Annotated in this window: 18 protein-coding genes; 12 read left to right on the forward strand and 6 right to left on the reverse strand. The window is 54.7% G+C overall.

Features of this window, described 5'->3' with window-relative positions; all coding sequences use genetic code 11:
• Position 1 precedes the first annotated feature (1 nt).
• Positions 2-1,342 carry a UDP-glucose dehydrogenase family protein gene (locus QQL54_RS12185; RefSeq protein ID WP_284391101.1) on the reverse strand — a complete coding sequence of 447 codons (1,341 nt, stop codon included), beginning with the start codon at positions 1,340-1,342 and terminating at the stop codon, positions 2-4.
• A gap of 52 nt (positions 1,343-1,394) precedes the next feature.
• On the opposite strand from QQL54_RS12185, the gene QQL54_RS12190 reads away from it, so the two are divergent.
• Positions 1,395-2,333: a sterol desaturase family protein gene (locus QQL54_RS12190; protein ID WP_284391103.1), complete on the forward strand. Its 939-nt coding sequence runs from the start codon at positions 1,395-1,397 to the stop codon at positions 2,331-2,333.
• Here QQL54_RS12190 and QQL54_RS12195 read toward each other — a convergent pair.
• Positions 2,330-4,093, reverse strand: a complete 1,764-nt coding sequence (locus tag QQL54_RS12195) for an alkaline phosphatase D family protein (protein ID WP_284391106.1) — start codon at positions 4,091-4,093, stop codon at positions 2,330-2,332. The genes QQL54_RS12190 and QQL54_RS12195 overlap by 4 nt on opposite strands.
• Positions 4,094-4,177: 84 nt before the next feature.
• Here QQL54_RS12195 and QQL54_RS12200 point away from each other — a divergent pair, with 84 nt between their 5' ends.
• Positions 4,178-4,957 carry a hypothetical protein gene (locus QQL54_RS12200; protein ID WP_284391108.1) on the forward strand — a complete coding sequence of 260 codons (780 nt, stop codon included), beginning with the start codon at positions 4,178-4,180 and terminating at the stop codon, positions 4,955-4,957.
• On the opposite strand, the gene QQL54_RS12205 is transcribed toward QQL54_RS12200, so the two are convergent.
• The 4 genes from QQL54_RS12205 to QQL54_RS12220 are packed head-to-tail and all read right to left on the reverse strand — an operon-like array spanning position 4,954 to position 8,951.
• Positions 4,954-5,745: an SDR family NAD(P)-dependent oxidoreductase gene (locus QQL54_RS12205; RefSeq protein ID WP_284391110.1), complete on the reverse strand. Its 792-nt coding sequence runs from the start codon at positions 5,743-5,745 to the stop codon at positions 4,954-4,956. The genes QQL54_RS12200 and QQL54_RS12205 overlap by 4 nt on opposite strands.
• Position 5,746: 1 nt before the next feature.
• The gene (locus tag QQL54_RS12210; protein ID WP_284391113.1) at positions 5,747-6,385 is read right to left on the reverse strand and encodes a hypothetical protein; all 639 of its coding nucleotides are present in this window, start codon (positions 6,383-6,385) and stop codon (positions 5,747-5,749) included.
• Positions 6,386-6,388: 3 nt separating this feature from the next.
• Positions 6,389-7,909, reverse strand: coding sequence for a phosphomannomutase/phosphoglucomutase (locus tag QQL54_RS12215; protein ID WP_284391114.1), 1,521 nt, complete (start codon positions 7,907-7,909; stop codon positions 6,389-6,391).
• A gap of 52 nt (positions 7,910-7,961) precedes the next feature.
• Complete coding sequence (locus QQL54_RS12220; protein WP_348520759.1) at positions 7,962-8,951, reverse strand: glycosyltransferase family 2 protein; 990 nt, start codon at positions 8,949-8,951, stop codon at positions 7,962-7,964.
• A gap of 146 nt (positions 8,952-9,097) precedes the next feature.
• Between QQL54_RS12220 and ahcY the strand changes: the two genes are divergently transcribed.
• From ahcY to QQL54_RS12270, 10 genes are all read left to right on the forward strand, one after another.
• Positions 9,098-10,507 (forward strand): adenosylhomocysteinase, encoded by a 1,410-nt coding sequence (gene ahcY, locus QQL54_RS12225; RefSeq protein WP_284391116.1) that lies wholly within the window; start codon positions 9,098-9,100, stop codon positions 10,505-10,507.
• Positions 10,508-10,615: 108 nt separating this feature from the next.
• Positions 10,616-11,818: a methionine adenosyltransferase gene (metK, locus tag QQL54_RS12230; RefSeq protein ID WP_284391119.1), complete on the forward strand. Its 1,203-nt coding sequence runs from the start codon at positions 10,616-10,618 to the stop codon at positions 11,816-11,818.
• Positions 11,815-12,363: a ribosome maturation factor RimM gene (gene rimM, locus QQL54_RS12235; RefSeq protein WP_284391121.1), complete on the forward strand. Its 549-nt coding sequence runs from the start codon at positions 11,815-11,817 to the stop codon at positions 12,361-12,363. Before metK ends, rimM begins: the two co-directional genes overlap by 4 nt.
• 67 nt (positions 12,364-12,430) lie before the next feature.
• Positions 12,431-14,707 (forward strand): phosphoenolpyruvate--protein phosphotransferase, encoded by a 2,277-nt coding sequence (ptsP, locus tag QQL54_RS12240; RefSeq protein WP_284391123.1) that lies wholly within the window; start codon positions 12,431-12,433, stop codon positions 14,705-14,707.
• Positions 14,708-14,753: 46 nt separating this feature from the next.
• Positions 14,754-15,263, forward strand: a complete 510-nt coding sequence (locus QQL54_RS12245; RefSeq protein ID WP_284391124.1) for a hypothetical protein — start codon at positions 14,754-14,756, stop codon at positions 15,261-15,263.
• Between the two features lie 5 nt (positions 15,264-15,268).
• Positions 15,269-16,414 (forward strand): GNAT family N-acetyltransferase, encoded by a 1,146-nt coding sequence (locus QQL54_RS12250; RefSeq protein WP_284391126.1) that lies wholly within the window; start codon positions 15,269-15,271, stop codon positions 16,412-16,414.
• Between the two features lie 41 nt (positions 16,415-16,455).
• Positions 16,456-17,010: a DUF421 domain-containing protein gene (locus QQL54_RS12255; protein ID WP_284391129.1), complete on the forward strand. Its 555-nt coding sequence runs from the start codon at positions 16,456-16,458 to the stop codon at positions 17,008-17,010.
• A gap of 76 nt (positions 17,011-17,086) precedes the next feature.
• Complete coding sequence (locus QQL54_RS12260) at positions 17,087-17,521, forward strand: HIT family protein (protein WP_284391131.1); 435 nt, start codon at positions 17,087-17,089, stop codon at positions 17,519-17,521.
• A gap of 14 nt (positions 17,522-17,535) precedes the next feature.
• Positions 17,536-19,221 (forward strand): DUF8614 domain-containing protein, encoded by a 1,686-nt coding sequence (locus QQL54_RS12265; RefSeq protein ID WP_284391133.1) that lies wholly within the window; start codon positions 17,536-17,538, stop codon positions 19,219-19,221.
• Complete coding sequence (locus tag QQL54_RS12270; RefSeq protein ID WP_284391136.1) at positions 19,221-19,763, forward strand: DUF7010 family protein; 543 nt, start codon at positions 19,221-19,223, stop codon at positions 19,761-19,763. Before QQL54_RS12265 ends, QQL54_RS12270 begins: the two co-directional genes overlap by 1 nt.
• Positions 19,764-19,767: the final 4 nt, after the last annotated feature.

The raw sequence follows: 19,767 nt of genomic DNA on the forward strand, positions 1-19,767 counted from the left end.
ATCAGGCACTCTCGTTAGCAGGCACCGCTGGATAACCGATATTGGTGTAGGAAAAGCCAAGAGCGCGCATTTGCTTGCCGCGATAAATATTGCGCAGATCAATCACGTTTGGCGCGTTGAGGAGTTCTTTGACCCTGCGCATGTCGAACGCGCGGAATTCGTCCCACTCCGTGACGATGACAACGGCATCTGCGCCGTCGATGGCGGCGTAGGGACAGTCCGTATAGGCAATATCGGGCAGGTGCTTTTTCGCTTCCTCCATCGCTTCGGGATCGTAGGCGACGATCTCTGCGCCCTTATCGACCAAGCGCGGAATAATGGTGAGCGACGGGGCGTCGCGCATATCATCCGTATTGGGTTTGAAAGCGAGGCCGAGGATGCAAATGCGAAGCCCGTGAACGTCGCCCCCCAAAGCTGCGACGATCTTATTGGCCATCCGGCGCTTACGCGCTTCGTTCGCGTCGATGACGGACGAGACAATCGAGAGCGACACATTGGCTTCTTCAGCCGTTCGCGCCAGCGCCAACGTATCCTTGGGAAAGCAGGAGCCACCATAGCCCGGCCCGGCATGGAGGAATTTGTTGCCGATGCGTTTATCCAACCCGATGCCGCGTGCGACTTCTTGCACATTCGCGCCGACCGCTTCGCACAGATCGGCCATTTCATTGATGAAGGTGATCTTGGTCGCCAGAAAGGCGTTGGCGGCATATTTGATGAGTTCTGATGTGCGGCGCTCGGTAAACACGATGGGTGTCTCATTCAGATATAACGGGCGGTAAAGCTCCCGCATGACAGCTTCGGCGCGGCTATCCTTGGTGCCGACCACGACACGGTCGGGCCGTTTGAAATCATCAATGGCCGCGCCTTCGCGCAGGAATTCGGGATTGGAAACGACTTCAAAGGCCGCGCGGGAGACATGTTCAGCCATGATCCGTTCGACCTCATCGCCTGTGCCGACCGGAACCGTCGATTTGTTGACGACGACAGTAAAACTATTGTCTCCTGTCGGAATCAGTCCGGCGATCTCTTCTGCGGCGGCATAGACATAAGACAGGTCGGCATAGCCATCACCGCGCCGCGACGGTGTGCCTACGGCGATAAAGACGGCATCCGTTCCCTGCATCGCGGTTTTCAAATCCGTCGTGAAAGATAGGCGCCCCGCCTTCACATTTTTGGCGATCAAGTCTTCAAGGCCCGGCTCATAGATCGGAACCCCGCCCGCATTGAGCGTGTCGATCTTGGCGGGGTCTTTATCCACACAGACCACTTCATGGCCGAAATCTGCGAAGCAGACTCCCGACACCAGACCGACATAACCCGTACCGACCATCGTAACTTTCATGAGAGCCGCTTAGCCGGATCGCAGCCGAACGTCACCCGCCTGCATTGACAAAATGCGTGACAGAGATGAGCTAGGCTTGCATATGGAAACAGAACTCTCATTTCCGATGATTTTAGCTTGGGCGGCCCCGTTCTTTGTCGTGACGGTTGCGCTGGAATGGTGGCTCGTTGCGCGCGGTAAACTGGGCGGGCGTTATGAATGGCGCGATGCGGTGACATCTATGACAATGGGGCTCGGCAATCTGGTGACCGACCTGCTGTTTGGCTTCATTAGTCTCGGAATCCTCGTTTTCTTTTGGCAGTTCCGTCTGATTGATCTGGGCGTCAGCCTGCCGATCATCCTCTTGGCTCTCGTGGCGCAGGATTTCGTCTATTATTGGAAGCACCGCGCCAGCCACCGCATTCGCTGGTTCTGGAGCGCGCATGTGGTTCACCACAGCAGTCAGCATTATAATCTATCGACTGCTTTGCGGCAGCCCTGGACCAGCAACTTCACTGGTTACGTGCTGCTCTCATCGCCGCTAGTATTGATTGGCTTTCATCCATTGCTGATCGGTTTCGTGGGCGCGATCAATCTGCTCTACCAGTATTGGATACATACCGAAGCGATCAAAAAGTTCCCGCGTTGGTTCGAGTTCATCTTCAATACCCCGTCCCATCACCGCGTACATCACAGCACTCACCCGACTCATCTTGATATGAATTATGCGGGCATCTTCATCGTCTGGGACCGGATGTTTGGTAGCTTTGTGGAAGAGCGTGATGATGAGGTGATGACCTATGGGCTGGTCAAGAATATCGAAACCTACAATCCTGTGCGCGTTGCTTTGGCGGAATGGGTCGCGATTTTTCGAGATGCCTTCGGACCGGGCCTGACGCTACGTCAGCGTTTTGGCTACGTCTTCGCCCCGCCAGGCTATAGCCATGACGGGTCAAGGCAGGGCAGCGAAGAGATATTAGCGGAGTGGAAAGCTCGCGAAGACGCCGGCTAGCCCAGCCCAGCAAACAGCGCGCGTTGCGCGAGGCCAAGGCCGCGCGGCGCCCCAATCCGGAGCGTTTCTTTCCCGTCCTTACGGCGCGGTTTGACTGAGAAACTGGCGGCGCGGAACGATCCGTAATCGCGTGTATTGACGCTATCGATGGCATGCATGGTGATTTTACCAGACTTACGGCCCAGTTCGACCTCAACGAAACCATTGTGCAGCGCGTTGTAATAACGTGCATCGTCATTCTCCCGGGTCAGCAGCAAATTATGCTGCGCCGTGGCATCGCCAAGATAGGCGATCAGCGTCTTGGAAGACACGGAGGAGGTGACGAATTCCGCCCCCATATGAGTGCCGTCGTCACGGGTTAGGCGGTTAGCCCAGAATTCATGCGCGTCACCGGTCACGACCAGAACGTCATTAACGCCAGCGTCGTCCAACGCCTCAAAAAACCGCTCGCGCGCGAATGGGTAACCGTCCCAACTATCTGGATAGAAGGGCAGATTGTATTTGGATAAGGTCAGGAAATCGTGGATGCCGGGCCAGTCTTTCTCAATTGCGGTGGTCGCTTCTTCGGTCACATAAGGTGTGAAGTCCGGCGTCAGTAATCGACCGAGAATGACTTGGTTTGCCAACATGCGCCAGGACACGCCGTCGGCCTTCGATTGGGCGAAGGTTTCGACGATATAATCTTGCTGCTCTTTGCCGAGCATTTCCCGGCTCGGATCGTTCAGATATTGATCCCGAAATGCATCAACGTCGGCGATAATCTCTTCGACAAACTCTTCAATAATGAGCGGCTCAGCACGGGCTGTCAGACGTGTTTCAACCCCGACGAGTGTTAGCAAATCACCGAACTGGAAACTACGGTAAAACGCCTCACGCGCCCGACCCGGGACGGGTTCGCGGACGGGCATCCATTCATAATAGGCACGTAGAGCGGCCTGTTTGCGTGTCTCCCATTCGCCTTCATCTTCGTTGTGATTTTGGGCTCCACCACGCCAGCTATCATTGGCCGTCTCGTGATCATCCCAAATCGCGATCATCGGCATTTCGGCTGTGGCCGCTTGGAGGTTGGGATCGCGACGATATTGCGCGTGACGTGTGCGGTAGTCGTCGAGTGTTATGATCTCGTGTGCTGGTTCGTGGATGCGCCCTTCAGGCTTATCCGGTGCGTCATAGACGTCGGCACCATATTCATAATAATAGTCGCCCAGATGCAGCATGGCATCATAGTGGTCGCCGCCCGCACTCTTTTGTTTCTGAGCGATCAAATCATAGACATTAAAAAAACCATGTTCGTAATTCGCACAGGAAACGACGGCGAAACGAACCTGTTCTGGACTGCCTTCAGGCAGAGTTTTTGTCTGGGCGGTGACGGATACGTCGTCCTCAGTCTTAAAGCGGTAGTGATAGACTGTACCGGCTTGCAGGCCGGTGGCTTCCACTTTGACCGTAAAGTCCTTGGCCGCCCGCGCTTCGATTTCGCCGCTTATCGGGTTGGAAAAGTCGGCATCAGTGTCGATTTCCCACACCACTGGGACGACACCGCTTTCATTCGGCGTGACCCGCGTCCAGAGAATAACTGACGTCGCCATCGGATCGCCGGACGCGACGCCGTGATCGAACGTTCCGCTCGCAGCGACATCGCCGGATAAGGTGCGCTCAACTGTCGGCGCACAAGCGGCTACACCCCCGAGGCCAAGCAAGGATAGTGCATTGCGTCGGGTCGGGCCGACTCCGGATTTATGACGCGGTAAGTCTGACATAGTGATTCGCTAGTCGATCTCGGGGATTGCGTCTATAGCACTGCATGAGCCGGAAATGTCAGGGCTTCGACTTAGGGGAATCTAATGGAAGCTGATGAGCTGGAGTCCGGCAGCGGGGATTCGATCAATCGCGTCGATCTGCTCTTGATCGGCCTTGGGGTCGCGCTGATTGGGATATGGGGAACGTTCGCAAGTCTGATCGCGAGTCCCTCAAAATTGTCACCCTATCTGATCGGACGAGCTGCCGATGCGAAGAATGAAGGAAAGCCAAACCGCTATCTTGGTCCCGGGCTGTTTTTCGTTCTCAGCCTGCTGATCTTTATCGTCGTCATGTATTTGCTAAAACTTCAGGCTGTTCCCAGCGCTGAGCCGAGAGACGTAAGTGAAATCGTGCAGTCCAGTGCAAGCTATAAGGTCGGCTATGCATTAGCACAGTTGATCGATATGTTCGAACAACGTGTGATGTCAGGTAATATCTGGAGCGCCATTGTCATCGTGGTGCCAGTCTATGCGTTTGCTATCGCGCTGGCTCTGATCAACCGAGTTCTAATGGGCTGGATTGCACCGGGCTGGACAGCGGCCCATGCGGTCGGGGCGGCGCTTTATAACATTGGGACAATCATCCTTTGGATGGGAATGACCGTGCTAATCAGCACCATCGCATCTAGTTTTCTGCCAACGCCTATATTGGCTGGTTTGACGGGTCTGGCGTTTCTGACGGTCATCGGATTGACGGCCGTTCAAACCTATCAATTTGCAGCGGACGTCACCGATGAGGCGGATTACCGTCTTGGTATTCTATCAGCCGTCACGCCCGTTGCTATTCTAGGCCTGATTGTCGTCTTCGTCATATTGCTGGTCTAAGATAGTGATTGTCCATCATCCACGGTTGTAACGGTGCCCGTGATCTGTCGGGAGTGATCGGAACACAGAAATAGGACGGTGCTATCCAGCGCGTCCGCATCAATGACCCGGCGTCGAGGCCATTTGGCTAACATGGAGCGTCCATAGTCCGTCTCGAACAGCCCATCATTTATCTCCGTCTGGATATAGCCGGGTGCGATCATATTCACATTGATGCCCATGCGCGCCCAATCATACGCCAAGACCCGACCCATTTGTGAGACGCCAGCCTTTGTCGCTGAATAGAAAGTGGAATGGGGGGAAATATCGAAACTGGTGATGGAACTGATCAGAACGATGCGCCCGTGTTCGCTCTGTTTCGAACCGGCTGCCATCATCCGCTTGGCCCCTTCACGCGCAGTCAGGAAAACGCCTCTCAAATTGACCGCATAGGTCGTGTCGAAATCTTCCGGTGGGTTGTCAGTCGCACGCTTTAGATCTCTCGCAATACCCGCATTAGCAATCACCGTATTAACCGGGCCGAGCGCTGCTTCGACGGCGTCATAGGCGGCGATGGTCTGTTCTTCGGACGCTACGTCAAGGTTGACGGCAAAAGCTGTTCCGCCGTGATCCTCAATATCGCGTTGGAGCTGGGCGAGGCGATCAACCCGCCTTGCGGCTAAGGCGACCTTCGCCCCATGCGTCGCCAACACTTTCGCCATCCGTGCGCCCAACCCCGATGAGGCCCCCGTGACCAACACCACCCGGTCAGACAAGTCATAAGTAAAGGGAGAAAAGGGATCGCGCATTCTAAGTGTTTAGACGCTTGATCGCCTCATTGTAATGGTTCGAGTGATCACCACCGTGATTGTCCATGCCAGGCTTGGTCAGGCAGCCTTTAGGCGCGACGTAACTGTCGATCCGTCGGGCTGGATTTTCGTGCCATCCAATGTTGAAAGCACAGAGCTTTGGATAGAAGTATAGCGATCCATAGGGCAGATGATCGTGGATCCACCATGCCAGTGATTGCCAATCCTGCGTACGATCAAAGTAATCGATGTATCGGTTCACAACCACAGTTGCGAGTGCGCCTTTGTGACCGTTTGTGTCCGGGTAATCCCAGATGTGATGGGCGTAGTTCGCTGCGTTGCTAGCGCAGCTATAACCCGATTTTCCGTTTTTTTGCTTTTCATTGCAGAAGGCGTTGACGCTTGGGCTTCGGTAAGCGGACCGAATGCTAATTTTACCGAAGGTCTTTTGCAGCGGCTCCAGAAGCTCTTGGCAGAGACGCGATCCCGTTTCGATTGCGATGTCCGGAAAGTCAGGAACATTGGGCATTCCGTGATGGTTCGCCACCTCAGAATATAACATGTCGCGCATGAAAAAATTGTCGGAAAGCTGAACGCGTCCCAATTCTGTGAGGCTCACAACAGATTCAGGTTTTTTCATCACTCAGATTTTCTGGTCGAACGCTCCGACCTCAGAGTAGGCGGCCAAGCGTCGTTCAATATCGCGAAATATACCAACCGTGTTCTCTTTCGCCGTCGGGCTTTCGACGACGACGACGAGGTTAGGTGTGTTGGAACTCGCGCGGATCAGACCCCAACTGCCATCTTCGAGGGTGAAACGCACGCCATTGATCGTATTTACGTCGACAATGGATTGGCCGATAATCGTCTCGCCCGTATCGGCGGCGTGTTTGATCTCAGTGATGATACGGTCGACGACGCCGTATTTTTCCTCATCCGAGCAGTAGGGACTCATGGTGGGAGAACCGTAAGTCGTTGGCAGGTCACGGCGGAGATCGGCAAAGCTCTTGTCCGGATTACGATCAAGCATTTGCAGGACCGCGACAGCGCTGACGAGGCCGCAATCATAGCCCCGGCCGATTGGTGCATTGAAGAAATAATGACCGGACTTCTCAAACCCCACCAACGCGTCTAGTTCGTTGACACGGCGTTTGATGTAGCTGTGACCCGTCTTGTAATAGTCGGTTTTTGCCCCGTTGGCCTTCAGCACCGGGTCGGTGTGATAGAGCCCGGTCGATTTCACATCGACGACAAACTGTGCGTTAGCGTGAATGGCGGAGAGATCGCGCGCGAGCATGACGCCGACCTTATCTGCGAAAATCTCTTCGCCTTCATTATCGACCACGCCGCATCGATCCCCGTCGCCATCAAACCCAAGCGCAACATCGGCGCCGTGTTCTAACACGGCGTCGCGCATAGCGTGCAGCATTTCCATCGCTTCGGGATTCGGATTGTAGTGCGGGAACATGTAATCGAGATCGCACTCAATCGGGATAACCTCGGCGCCAATGCGTTTCAGTAGCTCCGGCGCAAACGCCCCCGCCGTGCCATTGCCACAAGCTGCAATGACCTTGATCGGGCGGGAGAGTTTTACGCCTTTAGCGACATCGTCGATGTAAGCGTCGCGGACGCCGTCCACATACTCATAGGATCCACCAGGGCGGGCTTTGCCTTCGCCATTCAGAACGATGGCTTTCAACCGGGCCATTTCGTCAGGTCCGAAAGTAAGCGGCGGTTCGATCCCCATTTTCACGCCGGTCCAGCCATTGGAGTTATGCGAAGCCGTGACCATCGCGACACCAGCGGCGTTGAGATGAAATTGGCTGAAATAGGCCATCGGTGAGAGGGCGAGCCCGATATCGAGCACTTTGATCCCGGCATTCATGAGCCCGGCGATGAGTGTCATCTTGATGCCCATATTGTAGTGCCGGAAATCATGTCCGACCGCGATGACCGGATCGATGCCACGTTCATGCATCAGCGTGCCGAGCCCTTCGCCGAGAGCGCGCACGCCATAGAGGTTTAATTCTGGATCTTTGCCGTCTCCCGGTATGCCGAACCACCAGCGCGCATCATATTCGCGAAACCCCGTTGGCTTAACCAGCGCTGTGGTTTCAAAGGCGTAGCTATTGGGCGCGATTTGCGCCTCGGGTTTGCGTGACATGGAGAGCCCCTGCTAGTGTCTGAGGGCTTGTTAGCGCAATTTCACCAACGCCTTATGAAGACCGGACACGATTCCGCCGTTCAGTCACGGCGCGCGGGTTCTTGATCAGGACGGGAAGAATAGTGGTGCTGCCTTTGGGGTAAGACCGACGTGACGCCAATATGCTGGGAAGCCCCTTAATGCCATGCCAGACACCGCGTGCGGTGGCGCGAAAACGCCCGGATCGGAAGGCGCTCCAGACGATAAAAGCAATCGTTGCACCGAGGTGAAGCGGCAATAGACCGATCATAAGACCGATTGGCATCGCCCCAAACCAGGTCCACATCCGGTTGCGGGTTCCGTGATAGACCGCGAATTCAGACTCAGTGCCGCTGATGCCGGATCCGACATGATGAACCACAGCATCGTGAACCTGCATGGCTCGACCACCCAGACGACGCATCTTCAGGGCTATTTCGACATCTTCGTGATAGCAAAAGAACCGCTCGTTAAATCCGCCTGCGGCCTCAAAATCGGTTCGTTTGTAAGCCGCGGCTGCGGCGCAGGGGCCAAAGACGGGAAAGTCTTCGCTGACTGTGCGAACAGGTTTGCCGTACCCCGCACGGTACGCCACGCCGAAGATGGAAAGCTCATCGCCCGTGCCATCGAATTTTTCCGGCGTTTCAGCGGCGATTTGCATAGACCCCAGCATGGTCACGAAAGGATGGCGTTGAGTGGCTCTGTGTAAGGCTGCGAGCCAATCGGGCTTGGCGAAAGCGTCGGGGTTCAACATCACCAGCCAATCTGCCCGCGCTTGGAGCGCGGCGAGATTATTAGCTGCTGCAAAACCGAGATTTTCGCCCGCTTCTATGATGGTGAAACGGTCATCAAGATCAGGTAAGGCCGCCATGGACCCGTCCGTGCTGCCGTTATCGACAATAAAGGCTTCGAAGTCTGCCAATGTCTGGCTGGCCAACGCCTTGACGGCGCGAGGTAGATAGCTGCCGCCATTATAATTGACGATGATGACGGAAAAAGTCGGAATTTTGGATGGAATCGAGATGGAGCGGTCCTAACGACGCGATTGGGGTCAAGCAATGACCCGAAGCCATGTAAAAACGCATATAAAGAAATTGTTATATCGTCTGGAGTGGTTTATGGGGCGCGCGACTTTCATATTCCATAACACCTTCGCAAAAGGCCTCAGTCATGAGCGCACACGACTACATTATTAAAGATATCAAGCTGGCCGACTATGGCCGCAAAGAACTCGATATCGCTGAAACTGAAATGCCGGGCCTTATGGCGCTGCGTGAAGAATTTGGTGAATCCAAGCCGCTTGCAGGTGCGCGGATTGTCGGATCGCTGCATATGACGGTCCAGACAGCCGTTTTGATCGAAACGCTGACTGCGCTCGGCGCAGACGTTCGCTGGGCATCATGCAATATCTACTCCACACAAGACCATGCGGCCGCTGCGATTGCAGCGTCCGGCGTTCCCGTCTTCGCCATCAAAGGTCAGACGCTGGAAGAGCATTGGGATTATCTCGACAAGTCGTTCCTATTCCCAGAAGGTGCGAACATCATCCTTGATGATGGCGGCGATGCAACCCTTTACGTTCTGCTTGGCGCCCGCGTCGAAGCTGGAGAGACAGACCTCATTGAGGGCGAGCCGGGTTCCGAAGAAGAAGCCGCGATCTTTGCACAAATCAAAAAACGTCTGGCTGCGAGCCCGGGTTGGTTCACAAAAACACACGACGATATTGTGGGTGTTTCTGAAGAAACCACAACCGGTGTCCACCGCCTGTATGAACTGCAGCGTGAAGGCCGTCTTCCGTTCCCAGCCATTAACGTGAATGACTCCGTTACCAAGTCGAAGTTCGACAATAAATATGGCTGTAAAGAGAGCCTCGTCGACGGCATCCGCCGCGCAACGGACACAATGATGGCGGGTAAAACCGCTGTTGTCCTCGGCTACGGCGATGTCGGTAAAGGCTCTGCCGCGTCGCTTAAAGGCGCTGGCGCCCGCGTGAAAGTCACCGAAGTTGACCCGATCTGCGCGCTACAAGCAGCCATGGACGGGTTCGAAGTCACAACATTGGAAGATGCGGTTTCAACTGCGGATATTTTTGTCACTACAACAGGTAATAAAGACGTCATCCGCCTCGAGCATATGCGCGAGATGAAAGACATGGCGATTGTCGGCAATATCGGTCACTTTGATAATGAGATCCAAGTTGCGGCGCTCAACAACATCCAAATGACCAACATTAAAGACCAAGTTGACATGTACACTTTCCCCGGTGGCAAGCGCATGATCCTGCTGTCCCAAGGTCGTCTGTTGAACCTCGGTAATGCAACGGGTCACCCATCCTTCGTTATGTCTGCCTCTTTCACCAACCAGGTTCTGGCGCAGATCGAATTGTGGGAAGATAGCAAGGCGTCTTCCAAGAAATACGCCAACGAAGTCTACATGCTGCCCAAACATCTCGACGAAAAAGTCGCGCGTTTGCACCTAGAGAAAATCGGCGTGAAGTTGACCGAAATGACCAAAGAGCAAGCGGATTATATCGGTGTGCCGAAACAAGGCCCCTACAAGCCGGAACATTACCGCTACTAGTCAGTCAATTCAGACAAATCTCATTAGGGCGCGGGGCATCCGCGCCATTCATTTCCAGGCTCCGAATAATAATAAAAAGCGCAGAGCCTTAAAATCCTGGAGCCTATTATGAGTCGCGAAACTTACGAATTCACCTCCGAGTCAGTCTCTGAGGGCCACCCCGATAAAGTCTCTGACAGAATTTCTGACGAGATTGTGGATCTCTATTTCCGCGAATCGATTGCTGACGGCATGTCGCCGTGGGATGTTCGCGTCGCGGCTGAAACGCTGACGACGACAAACAAGGTGGTCATTGCGGGTGAAACGCGGGGTACGGACCGTATTACACACGATATGATCGAAGAGGTTGCGCGCGCGGCGATCAAGGACATTGGTTACGAGCAGGAAGGATTCCATTGGAAACATGCCGACGTGGACGTGCTTCTTCACGCTCAATCCGTCGATATTGCACAAGGCGTCGATAGCGGGACTGGGCTGCATTCTGAAGAAGGTGCGGGCGATCAAGGCATCATGTTTGGTTATGCGACGTTGGACGTGCCAGGCCACCTGATGCCAGCTCCCGTTCATTACAGTCACAAAATTCTCGAACGTCTCGCCAAGGCGCGCAAGCATGAAGGTGAGACATGGCTTGGCCCGGACAGCAAATCTCAGGTTACGGTCCGCTACCATCATGGTCGCCCGGTCGAAGCCACCGCTATTGTTCTGTCTACTCAGCATCTGGACGCTAGCCTCGACTCTGCCGATATCGCAGAGCGGGTGAAGCCCTATATTCACGAAGTCCTTCCGGCCGGATGGATCACGGATAATACGATCTGGCACATCAACCCGACGGGTAAATTCGTCATTGGCGGACCCGATGGGGACGCTGGGCTGACGGGTCGTAAGATTATTGTCGATACATATGGGGGTATGGCTCCACATGGTGGCGGCGCATTTTCTGGTAAAGATCCAACGAAAGTTGATCGTTCTGCTGCCTATGCGACGCGTTACCTCGCCAAAAACCTTGTTGCTGCGGGCGTTGCGCCATGGGTTGAAATTCAGGTCAGCTATGCCATCGGTATCGCCGCGCCGACATCAATTTATGTCAATGTTGATGACCATAACCCGATCAAAGGCGATAAGATCGAGACCATTATTCGATCTGTCATGGATTTGACTCCACGCGGTATCCGTAAGCACCTTGACCTCAATAAGCCGATCTATGCGCCGAGCGCGGCCTATGGTCATTTCGGTCGTGATCCGGGGGCGAATGGGGAATTTTCGTGGGAGAAAACGGACTTGGTCGATGAGATTAAGTCGAGGCTCCAATGACAAAGCTTGCGCTCACCTGCGTGGCCGCTGTCGCGGATGCTCATGGCGTCCACGGCAATGTCAAAATTAAGTCCTTCACGCGTGATCCAGCCGCTTTTGCGACTTATGGGTCACTGCTGGATCAGACCGGCGAAAAAATCCTGACTCCTATCAAGGCCCGCCCGGTTGGACGGTTCTTCAGCCTGTCGGTTGAGGAAAAAATGACGCGTGAGCAGGCCGAAGCGCTAAAATCGACCAAACTCTATGTCTTGAGGTCGGTTTTACCAGAGCCAGATGAGGACGAATTTTACTATTCTGATCTGATTGGACTGCAGGTCGACAATCAAGACGGCGAAACTGTCGGAACGGTCCAAGCCGTGCATGAATTCGGGGCGGGTGACACGCTGGAAATCAAACCATCCCAAGGCCCAAGCTTCTACCACCCGTTCACGCTCGAACATGCGCCGACTGTGGATATAGCAGCCCGGCACATCATAATTGTGCAAGAGGAAGCCGAAGAAGCCCGCGGAGACGGAGCGCCTGCACAATCTGCTGACGAACATTAGCCCGTTTTAACCTCCTTCGTCCGATTGATCCTGACAGGACCCCTGTTGGTGCGCTAAGCAGCTCATAATGAGCCTTACTCCAGACATAGTCACGACCCCGCCGAAATTAATGCGGGCCATCCGCGCTGCAATGGCCGGAACAGAGTCGGTTCAGGTCCGCTTGGATGACTTCGTATCGGCGATCAGTTCGTCGATGCGGGTGAATGTGGCGTCGATCTATCTCTTGCGAAAAGGCGATGAGTTGGAGCTTTCTGCCACGAAAGGCTTGAAGCGCTCTGCCGTGCATAAGACACGGATGAAGCCTGGTGAAGGTTTGGTCGGCCATGTTGCCTTGACGGCTCGTCCGCTTAATCTGGCCGATGCACCGTCCCATCCACTCTTCTCATACCGACCGGAGACGGGCGAGGATCCATACAAGTCTTTCCTCGGCGTGCCGATTTTGCGCGGTGGCCGCACGCTGGGTGTTCTTGTGGTTCAGTCCAAGGAAGACCGCATTTTTTCTGAAGATGAGGTCGAAGACCTACTGACCGTAGCGATGGTGCTGGCCGAAATTATCGTTGATGACGAACGGATCGGCGGCAAGAAGGCGGCCCTAAAAGGTATCCAACTCACCCAGATCAAGCCCGAGAGTTTGACTGGCAAAGCTTTCTCGCCGGGGCTCGCGCGCGGTCATGCTGTCTTGCACCGCCCGCCTGTCGCACCGGCTAATTTGCTAGCCGAGAATATCGCACAGGAAGAAATTCGTCTCGAAGACGCGATTGCTGAGCTTCGCCGTCATGTTGACGCTATGGTCTCTGGCGAAATTGCGGCTCTGACCCGGGCGTCCAAGGAAATTTACGAGGCCTATCGCACCTTTGCCTATGACCGGAAATGGGTCGGTCGGTTACGCGAAGCGGTCCATTCAGGGCTGACAGCTGAGGCTGCCGTAGAGCGCGTGCGCAACGAACATCGCGCTCGTCTGATGAAAGTGCGGGATCCCTATTTGCGGGCGCGGCTGCATGATCTCGAAGACCTCGCCAATCGCATGCTGCGTCTCTTAGCTGGTGAAAGCACCACGCCAGAAATTCCTGATGACGCTATTCTGTTTGCGCGCGAACTCGGCCCGGCTGAGTTGCTGGACTATGACCGCAAAAAACTGGCGGGGTTGGTTCTGGAAGAAGGATCGGCATCATCCCATACCGCCATCATCGCGCGCGCTCTGGGCTTGCCCCTGATTGGCCGGGTGAGCGGTGTGCTCGACCGGATTGAGACCGGCGACGATGTCCTCGTGGATGCTGAAGACGGTAATATCCATCTTCGGCCGTTGGAATCGCAAGTTTCCGGCTTCCAGTTGCGGCTCAATATTCGCGGCGAGATGAGCCGGGCTTATGACCAGCTTCGGTTTAAAAAAGCGGTCACGCGGGACGGCATTGAGGTCGATCTGATGCTCAATGCCGGGTTGCTTGTCGATCTACCGCAGTTGGACTTGGCTGGCGCAGATGGCATTGGCCTTTTCCGGACAGAATTTCAGTTCATGGTCAGTGATTTCATGCCGCGGTTGGAACAACAGACCGACCTCTACCGCAAGGCGATCTTGGCGGCAGGGGACCGACCTGTCACCTTCCGGACCCTTGATCTCGGGGGCGATAAGATCCTGCCCTATATCGACCCGGTGCCAGAGGAAAACCCAGCGATCGGCTGGCGCGCGATCCGCATTGGCTTGGATCGACCAGGCCTGATGCGCTATCAGCTTCGTGCCTTAGTGGCAGCGGGCGCAGGCCGACATTTACGTGTCATGTTCCCGATGGTGACGACGGTGGAGGAAATGGTCGCGTCGCGCGCTTTGTTTGACCGCGAGATCGAACGCGCCAAGACATTAGGTCGCGAACTGCCGGCCAAGGTCGAAGTGGGGGTGATGTTGGAAACGCCATCGCTGGCGTGGCAGGTCATCAGCGTGTGCGATCATGCTGATTTTGTCAGTGTGGGCGCGAATGATCTTATGCAGTTCTTCTTTGCTGCTGACCGGGACAATGCTCGTGTGTCAGACCGTTATGATCCGCTCTCGCCTCCCGCTCTGTCGATCTTGAGTTTTATTGCGGAGAATTGTCGCCAAAATAATACGCCCGTCTCCGTGTGCGGAGAAATCGCTGGTCGACCGTTGGAAGCAGCCTGTCTTGTCGCCCTTGGCTTTCATACCTTGTCGATGTCGGCCACCGGGATCGGCCCTGTGAAGAGTACACTCATGGCACTTAATGCCGCCGAACTACGAGAACTGATCCTGCCAAACATCAAGGTCACGTCGCGACTATCATCGCTACGCGAGACAGTGCGAAACTATTGTATCGACAATGGTGTTCCAGTTTAAGCAGGCCGATCTGAAACTTGCCGCACAATCCATGCGTAGAGACCTTATGAAATATGCTCGTCTAATATCTGTATTCGCCCTTGTCCTAACTGCCTGCGGTAATTCCAGCGACGTGAGCTCGGTCGAAAGTCCGACTGAAAGCTCGACTGCTGAAACGCAGATGGACCTTGTGAGCCTCGATCAACCCTCTAACATTCCATCGTCAATGGATGCTGACGGCAAAGTTCTGATTACGGTTGAGCGACTGGTGCCTGAATCCGCCGCCTGTCTGGTCATGATGTCTGTCGTCAACGGCACAGACGAAACAGTGAATGCGGGCCTGTTCGCATTTAACGTCACAGGCAATGGCGAGACGGCAGGCGCGAATATGTTTCCGCAAACAGCCGAGGCGGGCGTGATAAAGACGGCGCAGATTGTCTTGCCGGGCGCGGATTGTAAAAATGCTAAGCAGATCGACGGCGGGCAGTTGAATTGCCGTCTGGTTGATTCTGGCGAAAGCTGCATGGACGTGACGGAGCTGCGCGACGGGATTGTCGATTTCACGGCTAATGATTGATCCGCATGTCTGATGCGACGGCTGTGACGGCGCGCTTGCTGTCACGAATATCGGAGGTTGAGGCTGAGGACTGGGACGCGTTGATCCCGTCTGGCAATCACCCGTTTTTGAGCCATCGCTTCCTGCACGCACTCGAAGCGTCAGGCTGCGCGACCGTGGAGACAGGTTGGGCCCCGCACCACGTCTGGGTTGAAGGCCCGGACCGCAGCGCTATTGCCGCCGCACCGCTTTATGCAAAAACGCATTCGCAAGGCGAATATGTGTTCGATCACGGTTGGGCTGATGCGTTGGAGCGCGCGGGTATTCCTTATTATCCCAAGTTACAATGTTCGGTCCCGTTTACACCCGCGACAGGGCCGCGCTTGCTGGCTCCCACGCGTGAAGGTCAGCTAGCTGCACTGGCGACGATGGTTCAGGCTTGCCAACAGCTTGATTGTTCGGGGGCACATCTGACGTTTCTGTCTGAGTCGGATCGCAGCGTGTGTGATGAAGCCGGGTTTCTTCACCGCATGGATAGGCAGTTTCATTTCATCAATCGTGGCTATCCGGATTTCGATGCGTTTCTCGCCAGCCTCGCGTCACGTAAGCGCAAAAACATCCGCAAAGAGCGGAAAGCCGCGCAAGACGGCGTGACGATCAAACGTCTCACTGGTGACGACCTTAAAGCTGAGCATTGGGACATTTTCTATCGCTGCTATCTCGATACGGGACGTCGAAAATGGGGAAACCCTTATCTAAACCGAGAGTTTTTCGCGCGCATTCATGAAACGATGGCGGATGATATCGTCTTGATCATGGCGTGGACGGACGGCGATCCCGTGGCCGCTGCACTTAACTTTATTGGTTCTAACGCGCTCTATGGCCGCAATTGGGGCGCGCTTGTGCATAAGCCCTTCCTGCATTTTGAGCTTTGTTATTATCAGGCGATCGAAGCGGCCCTTGAGCGAGGTTTGCCGCGCGTCGAAGCGGGCGCTCAGGGTGAGCATAAGCTCGCGCGGGGCTATGAGCCCGTGACCACTCATAGCGCCCATTATCTCGCGCATCCGGGCCTGCGAGACGCGGTCGGCGACTATTTGGAACGTGAACGTAACGCCGTCGATTTCGATGTCGCTGTGCTCGGGCGGCACACGCCGTTCAAAAAGAACAACTGATCGGAAACATTCTATGGTCGAGGCGTTGTTTTGAAACAACAATGAAGGACGATCCAATGCAAGACTGGTTCATGATGGACCCGGACAAAATTATCTGGGTTGCTCTCAGCGCCATACTCGGTGTGATAATACTCATCAGCTTCAACCGTATGTTCGGTTTGCGAAGCTTTTCCAAACTGAGCGGGTTTGACTTTGCGATCACGGTCGCATTCGGTTCGATCTTAGGCGGGGTGGTGATGTCCGAGAACCCGTCGGTTCTGCAAGGCGGCATCGCGCTGCTGGCGCTATTCGGCGTTCAATCTATTTTTGCCTTTATGCGCCGCAGGTCGGATCGTTTCGCGCGCCTTATCAACAATGATGCTCGGCTTGTTTATCGTAACGGCGAGTTCCTAGAGGACCAGATGAAGCGGGCGCAAATAACGCGGTCTGACATTGTTGCGAAAATGCGTGAAGCCAACGCCCTTCGGCTTGAGGATGTTCTCGCGGTTGTTGTGGAGACGACGGGCGATATCTCTGTTCTACACAAGACGGGTGATGATCGTAAAATCGACACGGTGCTGATGGAGGATGTGTTGGGGTGGTCCAACAAGGCCTGAAGCGTATCTCACAAGGGGTTTGCGGGGAATGGTTGATGGGGGTGGTTGATCGCAGTTTTTATCTTATAGAGGCCCCATGTCCCTGCACGGTAATTACGATCCTGAAAACGTCTTTGCGAAGATATTGCGCGGGGAAATTCCGGCAGCCGTGATCGCAGACGAAGGTCACGCCATTGCCATCATGGATGCTTTTCCACAGACGCGCGGCCATTGTCTCGTCATTCCCAAATCTCCATCGCGCAATCTTCTTGAGGTCTCGCCCAAGGACTTGGGTCGATTGTTTGGGCTAGTGCAACGGGTTGCCAAGGCCGTGGAAACGGCCTTGAAGCCAGATGGGATCATCATTTCGCAATTTAATGGTGAGCCGGCCGGGCAGACGGTCTTCCACACCCATGCTCATATCATTCCTCGGTATAATCTGTCGGACATGTCCGAACATGCCCAAGGCAAGATGGCCGATAAAGATGAGCTTGATTCATTGGCAGAGCGCATTCGCGCCGCCCTCAATTAATCGGAGATATTTTCATGAAACATTGGCTTCTCTTTGCCTCAGCCACCGTGCTTATGGCCTGCTCAGGCGCTTCCGAATCGGATGTTGCCGACACGACTGAAACCGAAGTGGTCGAAGTCCAGGCGCAGCCATTCTACGATGTAGAGGGCCAATATGCGAAGTTCGCTGAAATCCGGATGGACTCCGACACGTCCTTTCTGACGGATAGCGAACGGGCCGTGGCCAATAAGTTGATGGAAGTGGGCCCGCTGCTGGACGAAATATTCCTATTACAACGCAACGCCGATAATCGCGCCATCCGTACGCGCATTGCCTCGACAGGTGACGCGGATGCGCTTGCCATGTTTGATTTGCATTTTGCGCATTGTGACGGGCTGGAAGGTGACGCGCCGTTTGCCGACGGTCTGGGCGATTGCCCACTCGGGGGCGGCTTCTATCCGGCGGATATGAGCAAGGATGAGTTTGACGCGCATTTGGCGGTCAATCCTGACGACCGCGACGCGTTCACATCGGGCTACACCGTGATCCGTCGTAATGAAGACGGCGGCCTCTACGCCGTGCCTTATTCCGAGGCTTACGCTGACCAACTCAAGCCAGCCACGCGCCTGTTGCGCGAAGCTGCTGCATTGAGTGAGGAGCCAACGCTCAAGCGTTTCTTGAGCTTGCGCGCGGATGCCTTCGAATCCGATGATTACTTTGAATCCGAACTGGCTTGGATGGATCTGGAAGGTCCGATCGAAGTCGCGATCGGTCCTTACGAAGTCTATGATGACCAGCTATTTGGCTACAAGACGGCGTATGAGATGTTTCTAACGCTCAAAGATCCGCAAGCTTCTGCCGCGCTAGACAAATACAAAGCCTACCTCCCGGACATGGAAGCTAACCTGCCCGTCGACGACCGCTACAAGAATACAACGCGTGGATTTGAAAGCCCAATTGCGGTGGTCGATCAAATCAAAGGCGGTGGCGATAATTCCAACGGCGTGCAGACCATTGCGTTTAACTTGCCGAATGATGAACGGGTGCGCGAAGCCAAAGGTGCGAAGAAAGTCATCCTGTCCAACGTGTTGGGCGCAAAATATGACCGTATCCTTGCGCCGATTGGCGAACGCGTTCTGGTCCCACAACAAGCTGAATTGACCGCCAAAAAATGGATGAGCAATAACACACTCTTCCACGAATTGTCACACTCGCTCGGCCCTGGCAAAATCACGGTGAATGGACGTGAAACCGAAGTTCGACTTGAACTGAAAGAGCTTTATTCCGGGCTTGAGGAAGGCAAGGCCGATGTGATGGGGGCCTATAACATCCTTTACATGATGGACCGGGGAGAGCTGGATCCAACGGATCGTAATGCGTTCTTGGCGACTTATTTTACTGGAAAATTCCGCTCTATGCGGTTCGGCGTGACAGCCGCCCATGCCAAAGGCGCGGCCTATCAATACCGCTATTACCGTGAAGTTGGCGCCGTCGAATGGTTGCCGGAAGTCGAGCGCTTCCGCATTGATTTCGACAAGTTGGCAGAAGCGATTAGCGACCTGACAGGTAAGGTCGTGATGTTACAAGGCGACGGCGATTATGATGCGGCGAAAACCTTCATGGACACTTACGCGGTCCTTGATGCTGAGGCCGAAATCATCCTTAGTAACCTCGATGACATCCCGTACGATATTCGGCCGGTCTACCCGAACAAAATCTAATGTCCGGCGTCACCCTAGCGGAACATCAGGCTGACTTACGACGGTCTTATTTAGGTGGTGGTCTCGGTGCAATTGTTTCGGGATTGGTCTGGTTGGCGGCTGCCATCACAGCATCCCGCGCCGGGATAGAGGTCGGTTACACCGCGCTCTTCTTTGGCGGTTTTCTGATATTCCCGCTCGCCACGTTGATCGGAAAACTGTTTTTCAAACGTCCGGCCGTTCGTGCCGACAATCCGGGCGGTGCGCTGGCGATGGAAACGCTGCCAGCAATGATCGGCGTACTGGTGATCGGCTTCCTGCTGCTGAATGTGAAGCCGGATTGGGTGTTTCCGCTCGCAGCGATCGCTGTCGGCGCGCATTACTTTCCGTTTCGAACGGCATATGGCGACAGGACTTATTGGGTACTGGGTGCGCTCATGATGGCGGTCGGTTTTGCCAGCCTTATGATGGGTTTGTTTGGCGGAATAATAACCGCCTATGCCATTGCCGTGATCGAAATTACGTTCGGTATTTGGCTCACGGGTTGCAATCGCAAGATCTAAAAAA

This window comes from Algimonas ampicilliniresistens (genome assembly GCF_030159955.1).
Taxonomy (GTDB): domain Bacteria; phylum Pseudomonadota; class Alphaproteobacteria; order Caulobacterales; family Maricaulaceae; genus Litorimonas; species Litorimonas ampicilliniresistens.